This window comes from Enterococcus sp. NBRC 3427, assembly GCF_007996925.1.
GTDB lineage: Bacteria > Bacillota > Bacilli > Lactobacillales > Enterococcaceae > Enterococcus_B > Enterococcus_B lactis.
Window position 1 is genome coordinate 1 of the sequence record NZ_BJLL01000022.1, and the last position, 18,406, is coordinate 18,406.

General features: G+C 38.8%; 13 protein-coding genes. 2 read left to right on the top strand and 11 right to left on the bottom strand.

All coding sequences use genetic code 11. The annotated features are described in order from the left end of the window. Positions 1-78: 78 nt before the first annotated feature. The 8 genes from ESP02_RS06635 to uvrB all read right to left on the bottom strand — a co-directional run bounded on the left by ESP02_RS06635 (position 79) and on the right by uvrB (position 12,548). Positions 79-2,310: an excinuclease ABC subunit UvrA gene (locus ESP02_RS06635; RefSeq protein WP_002400288.1), complete on the bottom strand. Its 2,232-nt coding sequence runs from the start codon at positions 2,308-2,310 to the stop codon at positions 79-81. A gap of 169 nt (positions 2,311-2,479) precedes the next feature. After that, entirely contained in the window at positions 2,480-3,415 is a 936-nt protein-coding gene (whiA, locus tag ESP02_RS06640) for a DNA-binding protein WhiA (protein WP_002289698.1), read from the bottom strand. A gap of 33 nt (positions 3,416-3,448) precedes the next feature. Next, positions 3,449-4,447 (bottom strand): YvcK family protein, encoded by a 999-nt coding sequence (gene yvcK, locus ESP02_RS06645; RefSeq protein ID WP_002400289.1) that lies wholly within the window; start codon positions 4,445-4,447, stop codon positions 3,449-3,451. Then, positions 4,444-5,328: an RNase adapter RapZ gene (gene rapZ / locus ESP02_RS06650; RefSeq protein ID WP_002292102.1), complete on the bottom strand. Its 885-nt coding sequence runs from the start codon at positions 5,326-5,328 to the stop codon at positions 4,444-4,446. Before rapZ ends, yvcK begins: the two co-directional genes overlap by 4 nt. Before the next feature lie 136 nt (positions 5,329-5,464). After that, entirely contained in the window at positions 5,465-6,196 is a 732-nt protein-coding gene (locus ESP02_RS06655) for an aspartate racemase (protein ID WP_038398745.1), read from the bottom strand. A gap of 3 nt (positions 6,197-6,199) precedes the next feature. Further along, positions 6,200-7,465: a D-aspartate ligase gene (locus ESP02_RS06660; RefSeq protein WP_002320122.1), complete on the bottom strand. Its 1,266-nt coding sequence runs from the start codon at positions 7,463-7,465 to the stop codon at positions 6,200-6,202. A gap of 262 nt (positions 7,466-7,727) precedes the next feature. Continuing rightward, on the bottom strand, positions 7,728-10,544 hold the full coding sequence (gene uvrA / locus ESP02_RS06665) for an excinuclease ABC subunit UvrA (protein ID WP_002400292.1): 2,817 nt from the start codon (positions 10,542-10,544) through the stop codon (positions 7,728-7,730). A gap of 9 nt (positions 10,545-10,553) precedes the next feature. After that, positions 10,554-12,548 (bottom strand): excinuclease ABC subunit UvrB, encoded by a 1,995-nt coding sequence (gene uvrB, locus ESP02_RS06670; protein WP_002400293.1) that lies wholly within the window; start codon positions 12,546-12,548, stop codon positions 10,554-10,556. Between the two features lie 258 nt (positions 12,549-12,806). On the opposite strand from uvrB, the gene ESP02_RS06675 reads away from it, so the two are divergent. Together ESP02_RS06675 and ESP02_RS06680 are read left to right on the top strand one after the other, a co-directional pair. Continuing rightward, positions 12,807-14,309: an amino acid ABC transporter substrate-binding protein/permease gene (locus ESP02_RS06675; protein ID WP_025478321.1), complete on the top strand. Its 1,503-nt coding sequence runs from the start codon at positions 12,807-12,809 to the stop codon at positions 14,307-14,309. Position 14,310: 1 nt separating this feature from the next. Beyond that, on the top strand, positions 14,311-15,048 hold the full coding sequence (locus ESP02_RS06680) for an amino acid ABC transporter ATP-binding protein (protein ID WP_002400295.1): 738 nt from the start codon (positions 14,311-14,313) through the stop codon (positions 15,046-15,048). A gap of 126 nt (positions 15,049-15,174) precedes the next feature. On the opposite strand, the gene ESP02_RS06685 is transcribed toward ESP02_RS06680, so the two are convergent. From ESP02_RS06685 to dnaJ, 3 genes are all read right to left on the bottom strand, one after another. Further along, the gene (locus ESP02_RS06685) at positions 15,175-16,113 is read right to left on the bottom strand and encodes a hypothetical protein (protein WP_038398742.1); all 939 of its coding nucleotides are present in this window, start codon (positions 16,111-16,113) and stop codon (positions 15,175-15,177) included. 2 nt (positions 16,114-16,115) lie between these two features. After that, the gene (locus ESP02_RS06690) at positions 16,116-16,742 is read right to left on the bottom strand and encodes an ATP-binding cassette domain-containing protein (RefSeq protein WP_002320123.1); all 627 of its coding nucleotides are present in this window, start codon (positions 16,740-16,742) and stop codon (positions 16,116-16,118) included. A 354-nt stretch (positions 16,743-17,096) separates the two neighbouring features. After that, a complete protein-coding gene (gene dnaJ / locus ESP02_RS06695; protein ID WP_002289374.1) occupies positions 17,097-18,263 on the bottom strand; it encodes a molecular chaperone DnaJ in 1,167 nt (388 codons plus the stop codon). Between the last annotated feature and the right edge of the window lie 143 nt (positions 18,264-18,406).

Consider the following 18,406-nt stretch of genomic DNA (forward strand, 5'->3'; position numbering starts at 1 on the left):
AAGCAATTTTCGTACATTCCTTCTTATTTCTTGAAGCTGACCACTTCTGTCACAGCCTCTCCACTAAACAGTGTTCAATCAGATATAGTTTCCAGTGATCGTTTGTGCGTTCTTTAATCCTCCTGGAATCCCTTCATAAAGGATACTTCCACCACCAGATCCACCTTCTGGACCAAGATCAATGATCCAATCAGCACTTCGGATCACATCGAGATTGTGTTCAATAACAATGACCGTGTTCCCTTTATCCACTAAGTTATTGATAATTCGAATCACATTTTCGACATCTGACATATGCAGTCCTGTTGTTGGCTCATCTAGAATGTATATTTGTCCATTTGTTTTCAATTCATTAGCTAATTTCAGCCTTTGCGCTTCTCCGCCAGACAAGGTATCCATCGGCTGTCCAAGAGTCAGATAACCAATACCAACTTCTTTTAGATTCTCAAGCTTTCGCTGGATCTCTTTCTCATCAAAAAATTCAAGTGCTTCTTCTATGGTCATATCCATAACTTCTACGATATTTTTTCCACGATAACGATAATCCAAAACAGCTGGATCATAACGTTTCCCATGGCAATTTGAACAAACTACCTCTGATTTGTCCATAAAGGATAGATTAAGCTCGATTATACCCGTTCCTTTGCATTCTGGACAAGCCCCTTTAGAATTGTAGCTGAAATATCCAGCATCAACTTGATTTTCTTTACCAAAGGCTTTCCGAATATTATTCATGATCCCACTGAATGTGGCTGGATTTGACCGTTTGTTCGTATGGATTGGATTTTGATCAATAAGTAGGCTCTCTGGAAAGTCTTTTACAAATACTTGATTGACCAATGTACTCTTGCCAGAACCAGCTACCCCTGAAACAACGGTAAAAACACCTTTAGGGATTTCTAAGCGAATATTTTTTAAATTATGCAAAGAGCTCTGGCGGCTAATGAAGGTTTCTGAAAATGTCCGTACTTCTTTTTTGATTGGTAATTGATGTCGCAAATAGTTTCCCGTTAACGTACCAGAATCCAGTAATCCATCATAATCCCCAGTATACATGATCTCACCGCCGTGACTTCCAGCATAAGGTCCTACATCCACGATATGATCGGCCACCTTGATGACATCAGGATCATGTTCGACTACCAGAACTGTATTCCCTTCATCTCGGATTTTTTTTAATAAATCATTAAGTAGGTGGACATCTCTAGGATGCAATCCTGTACTTGGCTCATCAAAAATATACATCATATTAGTCAAACTGCTAGCTAATTGCTTCACCATTTTTACTCGCTGTGATTCCCCTCCTGATAAACTTGAAGTCTCGCGTGTCAATGTCATATAGCCTAATCCAATATCAATCAAATCTTGGATACGTTTTTTGATACTGGCAATCAATGGATGACGCTCTTTGTTATCTAACGTTTCTAGTATTTGTAATAGTGAAGATAATTCTTTTGCTGTCAAATCGTATATATTATAACCGTTTATTTTAGAGTTTAGGACTTCGTGTGAGAAACGTTTTCCTTGGCATTCTGGACAAGTGTCCATCTTGGTATACGTCTCCAGAACCTTTGCTGTTTTTTTCGTTGTTTCTTTTTCAGTATGGACATTGGTTCGCATGAATCGAGTGACAATCCCTTCATAAGTCACATTCATATCTCCCGCACTTGGTATATTGATTCTCTCTGCTTTTCCATACAATAATCGATCGTATTCTTCTGATGTGTATTCGGAGATTGGTTTGTTTGGGTCGAATAAACCAGTCTCTGCATACATTTTCCAATACCAAGTCCCTACCGTGAAATTGGGAAGCAAGATTGCTCCTTCATTTAGTGAGCGTGTCGCATCTACGGCGGCATCGATATTCAATGTTATCGTTTTTCCAATTCCTTGGCAGACAGGGCACATACCTTGAGGATCATTAAATGAATACGCATTGGCATAACCTAATGGCGTTTCAGCAAAGCGTGAAAATAAAATTCGAAAAAGTGCCTGGATATCCGTTGCAGTACCTAAAGTGGATCGAGCATTTCCTCCCAGTTTCTTCTGATTGATCAAAACAGCCGTAGATAAATGCTTGATCTCATCAATATCAGGTCTGCTATATTTAGGCAAAAAATTACGTGCAAAACTACTAAAAGTCTCATTCAGCTGTCTGCCCGCCTCCTGTGCAATCGTATCAAAAACAATAGAAGATTTGCCAGATCCTGATACGCCAGTAAAGATAGTAATTTTATTTTTGGGGATACGCAAATCAATGTTTTTCAAGTTGTTTTCTCGTGCATGAATCAATTCAATATACTCTGTCATCCTTGTTTCTCCTTTAAAATCGATTTTTAAACAAATCTATGGCGAACAACGGGCAGTAATAGGGATTTATAGTTTGACAGAAGAAGAAAAGAAAAGCAAGTAATATTTTGTTAAATAAAAAAACTGATACATCCGCATCTCTGCTTCATGTATCAGCTTTTACTTTGGATTACACTGCTTCTTCACGTAGTTTTTCCGCAAATTCATTGATTTTGCGAATGCGGTGATTGATTCCCGATTTGGATATCGCACCTGAGGGGATCATTTCCCCTAACTCTTTCAAACTGACTTCTGGATGCTGAAGCCGGAGTTCAGCAATTTCCTGAAGTTTTTCAGGAAGGGCATGCAGACCGACCTTTGCTTCGATCAATTCGATGTTTTCAATTTGTTTAGAAGCCGCATCGATCGTCTTATTCAAATTTGCTGTCTCACAATTAACTAGGCGATTGACCGAATTTCTCATATCCCGTACAATCCGCACGTCTTCAAATCGAAGCATCGAATTGGTTGCACCAATCAGTGTCAAGAAATCAGCAATCTTTTCTGCACCTTTTAAATAGGAAATATAGCCATTGCGTCGTTCAAGCGTTCGAGCATGCAGTCCGTAATAATTCAACATATCGCAAATGTCTTGGTTATGCTGTTCATAAATGGAAAATATCTCTAAATGATAACGGCTTGTTTCCGGATTATTGACTGAACCCGAGGCCATAAAAGCCCCACGTAAATACGAACGCATTTTTTGCGAATTCCCCATAATCTCGTCCGAAACGTGTCCATTGAACATCATACCATCCATAATATCAAGGTCCATCAACACATCTTTTGTGCCTTGCTTCAAGCGGACGATATAGACATTGTTCTTTTTTAATTTCATTTTTTTACGAACGAGTAGCTCACTTCGTACCTGATAATGATCTTTCAAAAGAGAATAGATACGTCTGGCAATTGCAGCATTTTCTGTTTGGACGTTCAAAATAAACTGCTGGTTCACAATACCTAAAGAGCCGTTCATCCGCAACAAAGCAGCTAATTCTGCTTTCGCATGTTCTCGATGAACTTCCAAACCAGTTAGTTCTTTCTTCACATCTGCAGCAAATGACATCCTATTCTCCTCCTTTCTCCAACAATAAATTGCTTAATATTTTGAACCGAAAACTAATCGGAACAATTCTTCTACCACTTTGTCTCCATCATGGAAGACACCACCGTCTTTCAATTCTAAAAAGTCGGTAGAAACCACTCGACAGCCTTCATTTCTCAATCCGTTGAAATCATGTGCGACTTGTACTAAGTACTCATCATAGATTTCCGGGTCCATATAATCTTCTGGTACTTTTTCCGTATTGACTAGTACCGTGTCGATAAAGGGCTGCTTCAAATGCTTGTGTAAGACACGTATATGATCGGCATCGGTGAAGTGTTCAGTTTCCCCTTTTTGGGTCATGATATTACAGATATACACGGTTTCAGCAGTTGTATTAATCATAGCTTCGCCAATTTCTGGTATCACTAAATTGGGAAGGATGCTGGTGAATAAACTGCCGGGACCCAAAACGACCATGTCGGCATCCATAATTGCTGAAACGACTTTTCGTGCCGCTTTAGCTTCACTTTTATCATTCGTGTTGCAAACATAGACATGATCGATCGTTTTGCGATCAATCGCGATTTTAGATTCTCCTACTGCAGTCGTTCCGTCTTTAAAGACCGCATGCAAGGTCAAAGGCGTTTCTGAAGAAGGATAGACGTGTCCATCTACATGCATCATTTTCGCTAATAATTGAATCGCCTCGTATGTGCTTCCTCGCATTTCGGAAACTGCAGCAATGATCAGGTTACCGATCGTATGATTGGCTAAGAACTGATCTTCTTTTTTAAAACGATATTGGAAAATATCTTCATAAAATTGCGGCATATCCGATAACGCTACTAAGACATTTCTCAAGTCACCAGGAGGAGCCATAGCAATCGATTCTCTGATTGCACCGCTGCTTCCACCATCATCCGCAACAGTCACTACTGCCGTGATATCTGCTCCCTGATTTCGTAAACTTTTTAGGATAACCGGCAGACCCGTGCCACCGCCGACCACTACGATCTTTGGTTTTCTTATCCGGTAGGTTTTCATTTTCACGACCGGTTCACCGTCTCTTTCCTTTTATCCTTGTCCCGATGTGTCACATTGACTTTATATGTTTTTCCTAAAGCATTTGCCAAACGTTCAGTCAACGCCACAGAACGGTGTTGGCCGCCTGTACAGCCGATTGCAACTGTCAAGCTGCTTTTTCCTTCTTTGATATATCCAGGCAATACAGTTTCCAGAAGATCCAAGAATTTATGGTAGAAAGATTGTGTTTCATCAAAGGACATCACATAATCATAGACTGGCTGGTCTTTACCGGTTAGTGGTCTTAGTTCTGGAATATAATGAGGATTTGGCAAAAAACGTACATCCATCACGATATCAGAGTCAATCGGCAACCCATATTTAAAGCCAAATGATACAAATTCAATTCGAAATCCTTGGTCTCCCTTTGACTTGAAAGACTCGTTGATTTTTTCGCGTAATTGTCGTGGTGTCAATGTCGTGGTGTCAATGATCACGGAAGCTTGTGCTTTCAAGTCGTCTAATATTGCCCGCTCTTTACGGATTCCTTCAGTGATCAAACCGTCCATTGCCATCGGATGCGCTCGTCTTGTTTCTTTGTAACGAGCAACTAGTTCTTCGTCCGAAGCATCTAAAAACAAGATAGAAGTGTCGATGAAGTTCGTATTTTCGATTTCAATCAGCATGTTTTGAATTTCTTCAAAGAAGGAACGAGAACGTAAATCTACTCCTAAAGCCATTTTTGTGACTTTACCTGATTCTTTGATCAATTCCCAGAATTTTGGAATCAATCGAGGTGGCATATTATCGATACAAAAATAGCCCATATCCTCAAAACTTTGGATAGCTACTGTTTTTCCTGCACCGCTCATACCTGTTATGATGACTAATTGCAAATTATCTGTCATATTTACGAACCCCTCTCACATTGTACATAATAAAATTATATCATTCCGGGCGTATCATTACCAGCTTTCTTTCTCTTTTACAAAAAGATTTGGACCAAATATCTTTTAGGATATTTGCCCCAAATCCAAGATTTTTCTACTTTTCAGATACTGTATCTAATGCTTCGTTTCTTTCAGCTAATGCTCGTTCGATCGTCCGATCCGCTAAAATAGATTGAGCATCGATCACTGGGTAATGATTATCTTCAGCAAATTCATTCATCAAAGATAATTCCGTGCAACCTAGGATAACTTTTTCACAGTTTAATCGCTCTACCGCTTCTTCCAAAATCTCATAGTAGAGTTCTTGATTCAAGTGATCTGACTCTTTGATTTCATGATAGATCAAATAATTGATTTTTTCTTGAAGCGCAGTATCAGGAATCACTGTTTCGAATCCAAGATTTTTGACTTCGCGTTCATAGATTCCAGCTTTCATACTTCCTTCTGTTCCTAGAATCGCTACTCTCCCTGTCGTATGCTGACGGACAAGTTCATTTGCTGCTTCTCTTGGCATATGCAGGATAGGAATATCCGTTGCCGCTTGTAATTCTTCAAAAAAGTAATGTGCTGTGTTACAAGTCAACACAATGAAGTTTGGTCGCAATAAATTTTGTTTCTCAATATCATCCAGCAGAAACGGCATTGGATTTTCTTCTGATCGATCTAAAATATAAGCTGTACGATCAGGAACTGTTGCATGATTGAATAAGACATAATTCAAATATTCTTGATCTTTTGTAGCTTTCGTTCGGTGGTTGATCAAGCGAACAAAACTTTCTGTCGCCATCGTGCCCATTCCGCCTAAAATACTGAAAAAATTCTCCATGAACTAGCCTTCTTTCACATGAAAATACTTTTTGAATCTTGGAATATAGTTATGGAACATATATTTCATCAACATCCAGCGTTTGATTGACCGGTCTTTTTCATAAAATACAGTAGTGCCGTAACGATTTTCTTTGATCATTTGCTCAGCTAGTTTTTTGTCTTCATTTTCCCGAGCATATTCTAAAAAGATTTTTTTGGGCACACCCATCCATAATCTTGCTTTATCTGATTGATTCGTTCCATAGGTCGTTTCAACAAAGGGTTTGTTGAACACTCGATCTTCTGTGACGAAACGAGCCAGATTCAAGCCGTTCAATGTCACAAAGAAACTGCTACGACCTTGTCTCAAATTGATTTCAAATAATTTATATTCTCCATCTCTAGGATCATACTTCATATCGAAATTGGCAAAGCCGGTATATTCGATTTTTTCCAAAAATGCTTTAATGGTTTGATAGATTTTTTCGTTATAATCTGGCATGATCACAACGTAATTCCCAATCGATGCTGGTGTAGGATCTTCTAACAGTGGATGACCAAGACACATCATCCGAACTTGATGATCTTCATCTACATACGCATTTAGCACACGCATATTACTATCATCACCCGGGATAAAATCTTGTACGATCATTTCGCTAGTATAACCGGCTTCATAGATCCGACCTAAGATCAAATCAAACTCTTCTCTCGTTTCTAGAATAAACGCTTTTTTTCTTCCTTCAAATTGAACAGAAAGGTACTCCACACTGTTTGCGGGTTTCAAAGCAACCGGGAATTCAAAAGGTAATTCCTGTTCCAGACGTCCATTTACTAACATTTCTTCTCTGACGATCAATGTTTTAGGATACGGAAGATCATATTCTTCACAAACTTCATAAAAGCTTACTTTATTGATCAGTCTTTCAAATAAAGAATAATCAATATACGGACAGATAAAATATTCTGACAGCTCTTGCTTATGTTGAGAGATCAATTCTGCATACCCATCACCACAAGCAATCAAAAGATATTTTTTACTCTTATCAGAATATCTTTCTTTTGCCAAACGAAGCATCGTCTCGATAAATACAGGGTCTTTATCAAATCCTGGAATGACTTCTACATTGACGATTTTACTGTAGCGGGTAGGGGCTAATTGATCAGAAGCATATGCTTGGCAGACTTTGCCGTATGCTTCGTTAAAAGAACGTGCCATACCATAAACGTTCATGTCGCTTCCTAATAATATAGGGATAAATTCTTCATTTTCAATACTGTTCATCATTATCTCTCACTTACTCATAATCTCTTGTTTTTCTTTTCTAACTACACAAGGAATATCATACCATAAAGAAAAAAGCAATCAAAGGAAACTCCTCCGATTGCTCAATTCTTTTTTGAACGGATTGAACTTATAGGAAGTTTTTATCTATACCAATCAGTGTAGAAAGAACTACCATGTAATGATTCTAGAACACTGGTATTAAGAAAACAAGCAAAAATTCATTTTTTTATGTTTTTTTAACTATCTCAGCGATCTATCTTCTTTATACCATTATTTTTTTCAAATAGTGACCTGTATAGCTTTCTTTTACATCAATGATTTCTTCTGGAGTTCCAGTCGCAAGGATCGTTCCTCCGCCTTCTCCGCCTTCTGGCCCTAAATCAATGATATGATCGGCTGTTTTGATTACATCTAGATTGTGTTCGATCACTAAAACTGTGTTACCAGCGTCTACTAATCTTTGTAATACTTGCAGCAAACGGGCGATATCGTCGCTATGAAGACCAGTCGTTGGTTCATCTAATATATAGAAATTCTTTCCATTAGAGATTTTGTGTAATTCACTGGCAAGTTTCATCCGTTGCGCCTCTCCACCGGACAATGTCGTTGCTGGTTGTCCCATCGTCACATACCCTAAGCCAACATCAACGATCGTTTGCAGTTTGCGATGGATCTTTGGAATATGCTTGAAGAATTCTACAGCATCTTCTACCGTCATTTCCAAAACATCTGCAATGCTTTTTCCTTTGTAATGCACTTCTAATGTTTCAGAGTTATATCGTTTGCCATGACATACTTCACAAGGAACATAGACATCAGGCAAAAAGTGCATTTCGATCTTAATAATTCCATCCCCGCGACACGCTTCACAACGACCGCCTTTTACGTTGAAACTAAAACGACCTTTCTTATATCCCCGCATTTTTGCCTCGTTTGTTTGAGCAAATAACCCACGGATATCATCAAAGACACTCGTATAAGTCGCTGGATTACTTCTCGGCGTCCGTCCGATTGGGCTTTGATCGATATCGATGATTTTTTCGATACTTTCGTAGCCGGAAATTGTCTTGAATTTACCTGGCTTGGCAGAATTCTTATTTAATTTCTGCGCTAATGATTTCTTTAAGATACTATTGACCAATGTACTCTTCCCAGAACCAGACACACCTGTTACTGCTACAAATTCTCCTAAAGGAAATTCGACACTGATATTTTTCAGATTGTTTTCTGAAGCACCAGTGATCTTGATTGCTTTCCCATTACCTTTACGGCGTTCTTTTGGCACCGGGATCGATTTTTTCCCTGAAAGATATTTCCCTGTCAAAGAATTTTCATCATTAGCTACTTCTTCAGGAGTGCCTGCAGCAACGATTTGTCCGCCTTGTTCCCCTGCTCCAGGTCCAACGTCGATCAGATAATCTGCTGCCCACATCGTATCTTCATCATGTTCGACCACAACGAGTGTATTGCCAAGATCACGCATTTTCTTCAATGAGCCAATCAGTCGATCATTGTCGCGTTGATGTAATCCGATCGATGGTTCATCTAAAATATACAAAACTCCAGAAAGATTCGATCCAATTTGCGTAGCCAATCTGATTCGCTGTGCTTCTCCTCCAGATAACGTTCCCGAAGCACGACTCAAGGTTAGATAATCTAATCCGACATTTTCTAAGAATGAAAGTCTGTCATTCACTTCTTTTAAAATTGGTTTGGCAATCACTTTTTCTTGTTCAGATAATGTAAGGTTTGAGAAGAAGTCTACTGCTTTTTGGATAGACAATTCATTTGTTTGCCCAATATTCGTTCCATTGATTTGAACAGATAGTGCTTGAGGATTCAACCGATAACCTTTACACGTCTGACAAGTCAATTCGGTCATATAAAGTCGCATTTGCTCACGCGTGAAATCACTGTTCGTATCATGATAACGACGTTTGATATTTTTCAATACTCCTTCGAAAGTTGTTTCTACATCGCGAACGCCACCAAAATCATTTTCATAATGGAAATGGAAAAGTTCATCTGTCCCATTTAAGATGATCTCCTGATGTTCTTCCGGTAATTCTTCGAATGGTGTATCCAAATCGATACCGAAACTTTCGCAAGCCTGCGCTAACATTTGAGGATAATACTGAGAGCTGATTGGATTCCATGGAACGATTGCACCTTGACTAAGCGTCTTCGTTCTATCTGGAATGACTAAATCTTGATCGACTTCTAATTTGACGCCTAATCCGTCACAGTCTGGACAAGCTCCAAAAGGCGCATTGAAGGAGAACAGTCTTGGTTCTAGTTCACCAACAGTAAATCCGCAATAAGGACAAGCATAGTGTTCACTAAACAACATTTCTTCTTCGCCAATCACGTCAACCAAAGCATAGCCGTCTGCCAGTCGCAAGGCTGCCTCTAAAGAATCAAATAGACGAGAACGAATCCCTTCTTTCACAATGATCCGGTCGATGACGATCGCGATATCGTGTTTTTTATTTTTCTCCAGCTCAGGCACTTCACTTAAATCATAGATCTCGCCATCGACTCGAACGCGGACATATCCCTCTTTTTGGATTCGTTCGAATATTTTTTTATGTTGTCCTTTTTTCTTTACCACAATCGGTGCCAATACTTGGATCTTTGTGCGCTCAGGCAAAGCCATTACTTGATCTGCCATTTGATCTACTGATTGACTGGTAATCTCGATATGATCGTTGGGACAAATCGGATGTCCTACACGAGCAAACAACAAGCGTAAATAGTCATTGATTTCCGTCACAGTACCTACTGTCGAACGAGGGTTTTTACTTGTTGTTTTCTGATCAATAGAAATCGCCGGACTCAATCCGTCGATGCTGTCTACATCTGGTTTATCCATTTGACCTAAAAACTGGCGGGCATACGCAGAAAGACTTTCTACGTATCTCCGCTGTCCTTCGGCATACAGTGTATCAAATGCTAAGGAACTTTTTCCAGAACCGGACAAACCTGTAACGACCACGAATTTGTCTCGTGGAATCGTGACATCTATATTTTTCAAGTTATGGGCACGTGCACCATGAATCGTAATTTTATCGTTAGCCATGTTGTCCTCCTACTTCGAAGCTTTTAATTCTAAAATCATATCTCGCACATTAGCGGCTGTTTCAAAATCCAAAGCTTTTGCCGCATCTTTCATTTCTTTTTCTAATTTCATCAATAACGTGTCTTTTTCTTCCTTCGTCATTTCTTCGTACGAGACTTGTACCGCTTCTTTTGTATCATCTTCCGATTCTTTCGTAATAGAAATCAAATCTCGGATTTCTTTAATGATCGTTTTTGGAACGATCCCATGTTCTTCATTGTACTTCTGCTGAATCGTACGACGTCTTGACGTTTCACCCATCGCTAAACGCATAGAATCCGTCACCTTGTCTGCGTACATGATTACTTTCCCTTCTTCATTACGAGCAGCTCGCCCAATCGTTTGGACTAAGGAACGTTCGCTACGTAAAAAGCCTTCTTTATCTGCATCCAAGATAGCAACAAGGGAAACTTCAGGTACATCTAATCCCTCACGAAGCAAATTGATTCCGACTAACACATCAAATTCGCCTAATCGTAGATCTCGAATGATCTCTGTTCGTTCCAACGTTTTGATATCACTATGCAGATATTTGACTTTGATTCCTAATTCTTTGAAATAATCTGTGAGGTCTTCTGCCATTTTTTTCGTCAATGTCGTTACAAACACCCTTTGATCTTTTTCGACCCGTTCATTTATTTCACCTACTAGATCATCGATTTGTCCCATGATTGGACGGACTTCGATTACTGGATCAAGCAGCCCTGTCGGACGGATGATTTGTTGGATAACGGTATCTGTTTGTTCATATTCATATGGTCCTGGTGTCGCAGAGACATAAATGATCTGATTGACATGTTTTTCAAATTCTTCTAGACGAAGCGGCCGATTATCTAAAGCAGATGGCAAGCGGAAACCGTAATCTACTAGCATCTGTTTTCTCGCTCGGTCGCCATTATACATTCCTCTGATTTGAGGCATGGTCACGTGCGATTCGTCAGCCACGATTAAAAAATCTTCAGGAAAGAAATCCAATAGCGTATAAGGCGGTTCGCCTTCTTTACGTCCGTCCATATGCCGAGAATAATTTTCGATTCCTGAAGTGTAGCCCATTTCTAACATCATTTCAATATCATAATTGGTTCGCTGTTCTAAACGTTGAGCCTCTAGAAGTTTGTTTTCATTTCGTAAAACAGCTAAACGCTGCTCTAATTCTGCTTTGATATTCGCTACGGCATGCTCCATATGTTCGTCATTCGTCACAAAGTGAGTTGCCGGGAAGATTGCTACATGTTCCGTTTCTCCTAAAACTTCACCTGTCAGCGCATTGACTTCTCGGATACGTTCGACTTCATCTCCAAAAAACTCCACTCGTAAGGCACGTTCATCTCTTGAAGCCGGGAAAATCTCCACGACATCACCACGCACTCGAAAACGACCGCGCTGAAAATCTATATCATTTCTTTCGAACTGGATACTGACTAAGTCACGAATCAACTGGTTGCGATCTAATTCTGCTCCTTGTCGAATCGAAACGACTTGTTTTTGATACTCAAAAGGCGAGCCTAATCCAAAAATACATGAAACAGATGCAATGACGATCACATCATTTCTTTCTAATAATGAACTAGTAGCCGAATGTCGTAATTTATCGATCTCATCATTTACACTTGAATCTTTTTCGATATACGTATCGCTTGAAGGCACATAAGCTTCAGGCTGATAATAATCATAATAAGAAACAAAATATTCAACAGCATTGTTAGGGAAAAATTCCTTGAATTCCCCGTACAGCTGACCAGCCAATGTTTTGTTATGGGCAATAATCAGTGTTGGTTTATTCACTTTCTCAATAAGATTGGAAATCGTATATGTTTTCCCTGTTCCAGTCGCACCTAATAAAATTTGTGCTTTTTTCCCGCCGACTACGCCATCCACTAATTGATTAATCGCTTCAGGCTGATCACCAGCCGGTTGGTATTTCGAGACAAGCTCAAAGCGTCGGGAGGTATCTCTCTCAATCATTCTTTGTCCTCCTTTTCATTCATTCCTTTTCATTTTACGACCAATAAAAAGAAAAGGAAAGCAAAGGCATTCCTTACTAAAAAATTATACCACACCGAACATACTTTCGCCACTTTTTTCTCTCGATGTTTATGTTACTTTTCCTGACATCAAATGTTAGAAACTCGCATTTTTTTCATTTTTTCAAGCTTACAGTCTTGTCTGATTCAGCACTTTTCGCCTATAATAATAAAATATTGGAAATTTAGGAGGTTGATTATGAAAAGAAAGCATTTATTTCACTCATTTGTTTTCTTAATGACAGGACTTGTGACACTTGCGTTTGGTCATGTTGCACAAGCTGACAACACTACAACGGCAGAGCCAAGCACAAGCGAGACAATACAAAAAATAGAGCCCAAAAAAGACGTATATGTAATTGCCAGCGACTCTGCTTTTGCTCCATTTGAATTTCAAAACGCAAACGGTGAGTACGAGGGCATCGATGTAAAATTGATGGAAAGCATCGCCAAACTGCAAGGATTCAACATCCGAATGGACTATCGTGGATTCTCCGCCGCTTTGCAAGCTTTAGAATCAGGACAAGCAGACGGGATGATTGCCGGAATGACGGTAACGGACGAAAGAAAGAAAAGCTACGATTTTTCTGATTCTTACTTTGACAGCGGAATTCAATTAGCTGTCAAAAAAGGCGACACTTCGATCAGGTCTTATGAAGATTTGAAAGGAAAAACAGTCGGAGCAAAAGTTGGAACCGAAAGTGCAGAATTTTTAAGCGATCATGAATCTGAATACGGCTATTCTATCAAATATTTTGATGCTGCTGATCAATTGTATGACGGGTTGAAAGTTGGCGCAATCGATGCCATGATGGATGATTATCCAGTAATTGGTTATGCGATCAAACAAGGACAAGAATTGGAAACACCGATTGAAAAAGAATCTGGCGGAAAGTATGCATTTGCCGTCAAAAAAGGGCAAAACCCTGAACTTCTTAATATGTTCAATGAAGGATTGAAAGAATTAAAAAGAACAGGCGAGTACGATAAGATCATCAAAGAATATGTAGCAGATGGTTCAGAATCTTCTAGTGATTCTTCCACAGCTGATGAATCGACATTTCTTGGACTTATCCAAAACAACTATCAAGCATTGTTAAAAGGACTTTGGCGAACGATTCTCTTGACTTTGATCTCCTTTGCTTTGGCTATAGTAATCGGTGTGATTTTTGGATTATTCAGTGTAGCACCAATACGCGCGCTTCGCATGGTAGCTAGCATTTATGTCGATATCATCCGTGGGATTCCGATGATGGTTCTTGCATTCTTTATTTTCTTTGGATTGCCTGGTATCGTTGGATTTACGATCCCCGACTTCATCGCTGGTGTTATCACCTTGACTCTTAACGCAAGTGCTTATATCGCAGAGATTGTTCGAGGCGGAATCAATGCCGTTCCTGTCGGACAAATGGAAGCTTCTAGAAGTTTGGGTCTTTCTTATAATCGGACGATGCAAAAAATCATTTTACCACAAGCGATACGCATCATGATTCCATCATTCGTGAATCAGTTCGTTATCTCATTGAAAGATACAACGATCATTTCCGCAATCGGTGTAGTCGAATTGCTACAAACTGGTAAGATTATCGTTGCACGTACGACACAAAGTACGTATGTTTATTTGATCATCGCGATCATGTACTTGATTTTGATTACAGCATTGACAAAATTAGCGAAAGTTTTAGAAAAGAAGGTGAAGTAAGATGGCAGAAAAAATCTTAGTTGAGCATCTAGTCAAAAAATACGGCGATAACACAGTATTAAACGACATCAACGTATCCATCAACGAAGGAGATGTCGTCTGCATCATCGGCCCTTCAGGTTCAGGAAAAAGTACATTCTTGCGTTGCTTGAATCGCTTAGAAGAACCTTCTGACGGTGAGATCATTATTGACGGCGCCCACTTGATGGATAAAAGCACAGATATCAACTTGGTGAGACAACATATCGGAATGGTATTCCAGCATTTTAACCTGTTCCCTCATCTTTCTATTTTGGAAAACATCATTTTGGCACCGATGGATCTGAAGAAAGAATCTAGAGAAGAAGCAGAGAAAAGAGCAATCAAATTGCTACAGACAGTTGGTCTAGAAGATAAAAAAGATATGTATCCTGAAATGCTTTCTGGTGGACAAAAACAACGTGTAGCTATCGCTCGTGCTCTAGCGATGAATCCTGACATCATGCTTTTTGATGAGCCTACTTCTGCACTCGATCCTGAAATGGTCGGTGATGTCTTGAACGTCATGAAAAAATTGGCAGAACAAGGTATGACGATGGTTATCGTTACGCACGAAATGGGGTTCGCTAAAGAAGTGGCCAATCGCGTCATGTTCATTGACGACGGAAACTTTTTAGAAGATGGAACGCCTCAACAGATCTTTGAAAATCCGCAAAACGAACGGACAAAAGATTTCTTGAATAAAGTATTAAATATTTAAATTTACTCCTATAGACTGAGACAAAGTCACTGAAAACAGGTATCTCCAAAAGATTGATGTATGAAGTTACAAAGAAATACACCTATCTCTTGGAGACCTATTTACTTGACTTATGTTTCAGCCTTTTTATTTTTCCGTGATAACACTATATTTTTGTTGCACGAATTCCATCAAGTATACATATAGAACAATCATTCCACATAGAATGCACACATGGAACATACCAAACTCAACCCTCGTACCCGAATTGATCCTAAAAGTTGAAGCATTTGTATTAAATATTTTAGGATATAGATATAACAAAATATTCTTGAGATCATATTTTCCTAGTGGTGGCAAAAAAAGAAAATAGCTTCCTAAGAGACATAAGCTGATAAAAGAATTCTTTACGACTGTTGTAAAATAATAACAAACTAAAAAGGAAAGAAATGCAAACCCCAATAGGACACTCAATTGAAGCGGCGCTTTCTCAAGATAAGATATTTGCCTAATTAACGCTTCATCGATTTGTGTCGATTTGTCAGCATGAACAAAAAATCTTGAAAAAGACTGCAACATCAAAAATAAACTGAGAGAAGCAAGTATAAAAATAGTCAAACTAAGAAACCCCGCTCCTATCTTATGTCGATTGATTTGCCATTGAGAATCCAAACAGCGCCTGATTTTCATTGTATGGTATTTGATATCTGCATTTGCTATTACTATCCCGTATACCCCCGAAAAAAAAGGAAAGAGAACAAAAAACGAAGAAGACAATAATTGATTGATCCCGTTTTGGACATTTAAAGCTGCAAAACTGGAATGATAAGCAACGTAATGATATTTCAACGGATTGTCAACTATTTCAGTATTTTGGTTCATACTGATAGAAAAAGGTTGTTCAAGTATTTCTTGGATCGTTTCACCCCTTGCCAAGGCTTCCTCTACATAATATTGGAAATGACGAAGATGACTTTGAATGAGCATTATTTGAGAAACGAACATTAAAGTAGAAAGCAACAATATTACTGAAAGAAAAAGGTAAAATATTTTCGAACGTCTTTGATAATAAAATTCAAAAAGCATTTTTACCTCCTTTTTGTTGAAATAAAAAAGCTGCGTAGATCCTCGGATGTGATAGGTTCTATTTTTCCGTTTTTTACATTTAATAACTCATCAGCCATTTCCAAGTAATATTCTTCATGACCACTTAAGATGACAGTAGCTTCTTTTTTCAGCTGAACCAAGCAATAAAGTAGCACTTTTCGATTCTTTTGATCTAATCCATTCAACACTTCATCTAATAAAACAACTCGGGGCGCAAGCAACAATAGCAATAGCAGCGAAAGTATCTTTTTTTCTCCCAGAGAATAGTTCTTAACTTTCACATACGATAAAAATGAAAGGGGTAAAAAATCGATTTTTTGTTTAGAGATTAGTTCTTTTATTTGCCGATTTTTTGTCAGTAAAATTAGATTATCTAATCCAGTTAGATTCAAGTAAAACGGGGTAGAGTCAAAAACACAAAAACAACTACCTGTTTTTTCAATCGTTCCCGAGTAGCTATCAATACCGACAATGCAGCGAAATAAAGTCGTTTTGCCAATGCCATTATCCCCATAAAGATAATAGATTTTATTTTGATCAAATGTGAATGACAGATGATCAAATAAGATTTTTTGCCCAAATCGTTTAGAAAAATCAATAAGTTTCATAGACAAACTCCTGAATAGATTAGTACCATGTAGAACCACCATTACCATGTACTCCTACCATATACTTTTTTAACTTTTTCAATCAAAATGAACTAATTCAATCAATCGACTTTTTTATTTATTTATATTTTACCAAAATATAGTAATGGCTCATTTTCAACTTTTTATCAATATAGAAAGTAATGGCCATCCCCTTATTTCATTTCCTAGATTCCTTTTTCCCCCTAATAAACGCTATTGAAAACTAGCATTACTAAGTGTTAATACATAAAAAAATAAAAGACTTACCAATTTTTTCTAGAAATAGAAAATTTTGGTAAGTCTTTTTGACACTTGTGTTTTTTACTAGAAAAGCTACTTCCGCTTTTTCCCGCCAAAAGCATCTTTGAATTTATCGAAGAAACCATCTTCTTGTTGTTCTTCTACTTTGATGCCGCCAGCTTCAGCGAATGCACGTAACGCTTCTCTTTGTTGTTCATTTAGATTTTTCGGCGTGATCAGTTTTACTTTGACATGTTGGTCACCTGTTGCGCCACCACGTAACTTCGGTGCACCTTTTCCACGTAAGCGGAAGTTCGTACCTGTCTGTGTACCAGCAGGAATCTTCAGTTTCACATCTCCATGGACAGTTGGTACTTGCACTTCGTCACCCAAAGCTGCTTGTACAAAACTTAAAGGCAATTCATAGTAAATTTCAGAGCCTTCACGGTCAAAGATATCACTTTCTTCTACACGGAAGACCACATACAAATCACCAAATGGGCCGCCGTTTTCTCCGGCTTCTCCTTGACCAGCTAAACGCATTTGTTGTCCTTCTTCTACCCCAGCTGGTACATTCACTTTGACTGAGTGAGCTTTCTTCTCATGACCTGAGCCATGGCATGTTGGACAAGGTTCTTTGATTTCTTTTCCTGTCCCATGACAAACATCACAAGTTTGACGGCTCATCACTCGTCCAAGCGGTGTTTGGCGTTCTACATTGATCGTACCTGCACCATGGCATTTATGACAAGTAGTTGGTTGCGTACCTGGTTTTGCTCCATTTCCGCCACAAGTATGACAGATCTCTTCTCGATTGTACTTGATTTCTTTCTCTACGCCAAAAATTGCTTCTTCAAAAGATAAGTCGACCGTATATTGCAAATCAGCTCCTTGACGAGGCGCATTGGGATCGACTGAACGACCGCCTCCTCCAAAGAACGAGTCGAAGATATCTTCAAAACCACCGAATCCGCCGCCAGAGAAGCCACCGAATCCACCAAATCCGCCACCAGCTCCTCCGGCACCGTAATTTGGATCTGTACCTGCATGCCCGTATTGGTCGTATGCAGCGCGTTTTTGCGGATCACTTAAAATTTCATAAGCTTCTGATACTTCTTTGAATTTTTCTTCCGCATCAGGTTCTTTATTGATATCAGGATGGTATTTTTTTGAAAGCTTACGATAAGCTTTCTTTATTTCATCTTCTGATGCTCCTTTTGAGAGCCCTAAGACTTCATAATAATCACGTTTTGTTGCCATAGGCTTTCCTCCTATTGGTTCTCATCATTTTCACGTCGCTTGTTATCATATCATATTTTGTTTGAAACAAAAACCGATACTTCAAACTATTTTTCAAAAGAAAAAGCCAAAGTAGCAACTTTGGCCTTCTCTCGAAATTCAGT

Excerpts from the sequence above, each read along its gene's own strand:
- dnaJ (WP_002289374.1), bottom strand. The coding sequence starts at position 18,263 with ATGGCAACAAAACGTGATTATTATGAAGTCTTAGGGCTCTCAAAAGGA.
- ESP02_RS06655 (WP_038398745.1), bottom strand. The coding sequence starts at position 6,196 with ATGGAGAATTTTTTCAGTATTTTAGGCGGAATGGGCACGATGGCGACA.
- ESP02_RS06660 (WP_002320122.1), bottom strand. The coding sequence starts at position 7,465 with ATGATGAACAGTATTGAAAATGAAGAATTTATCCCTATATTATTAGGA.
- ESP02_RS06635 (WP_002400288.1), bottom strand. The coding sequence starts at position 2,310 with ATGACAGAGTATATTGAATTGATTCATGCACGAGAAAACAACTTGAAA.
- ESP02_RS06680 (WP_002400295.1), top strand. The coding sequence starts at position 14,311 with ATGGCAGAAAAAATCTTAGTTGAGCATCTAGTCAAAAAATACGGCGAT.
- ESP02_RS06685 (WP_038398742.1), bottom strand. The coding sequence starts at position 16,113 with ATGCTTTTTGAATTTTATTATCAAAGACGTTCGAAAATATTTTACCTT.
- ESP02_RS06675 (WP_025478321.1), top strand. The coding sequence starts at position 12,807 with ATGAAAAGAAAGCATTTATTTCACTCATTTGTTTTCTTAATGACAGGA.
- uvrB (WP_002400293.1), bottom strand. The coding sequence starts at position 12,548 with ATGATTGAGAGAGATACCTCCCGACGCTTTGAGCTTGTCTCGAAATAC.
- uvrA (WP_002400292.1), bottom strand. The coding sequence starts at position 10,544 with ATGGCTAACGATAAAATTACGATTCATGGTGCACGTGCCCATAACTTG.
- rapZ (WP_002292102.1), bottom strand. The coding sequence starts at position 5,328 with ATGACAGATAATTTGCAATTAGTCATCATAACAGGTATGAGCGGTGCA.
- whiA (WP_002289698.1), bottom strand. The coding sequence starts at position 3,415 with ATGTCATTTGCTGCAGATGTGAAGAAAGAACTAACTGGTTTGGAAGTT.
- ESP02_RS06690 (WP_002320123.1), bottom strand. The coding sequence starts at position 16,742 with ATGAAACTTATTGATTTTTCTAAACGATTTGGGCAAAAAATCTTATTT.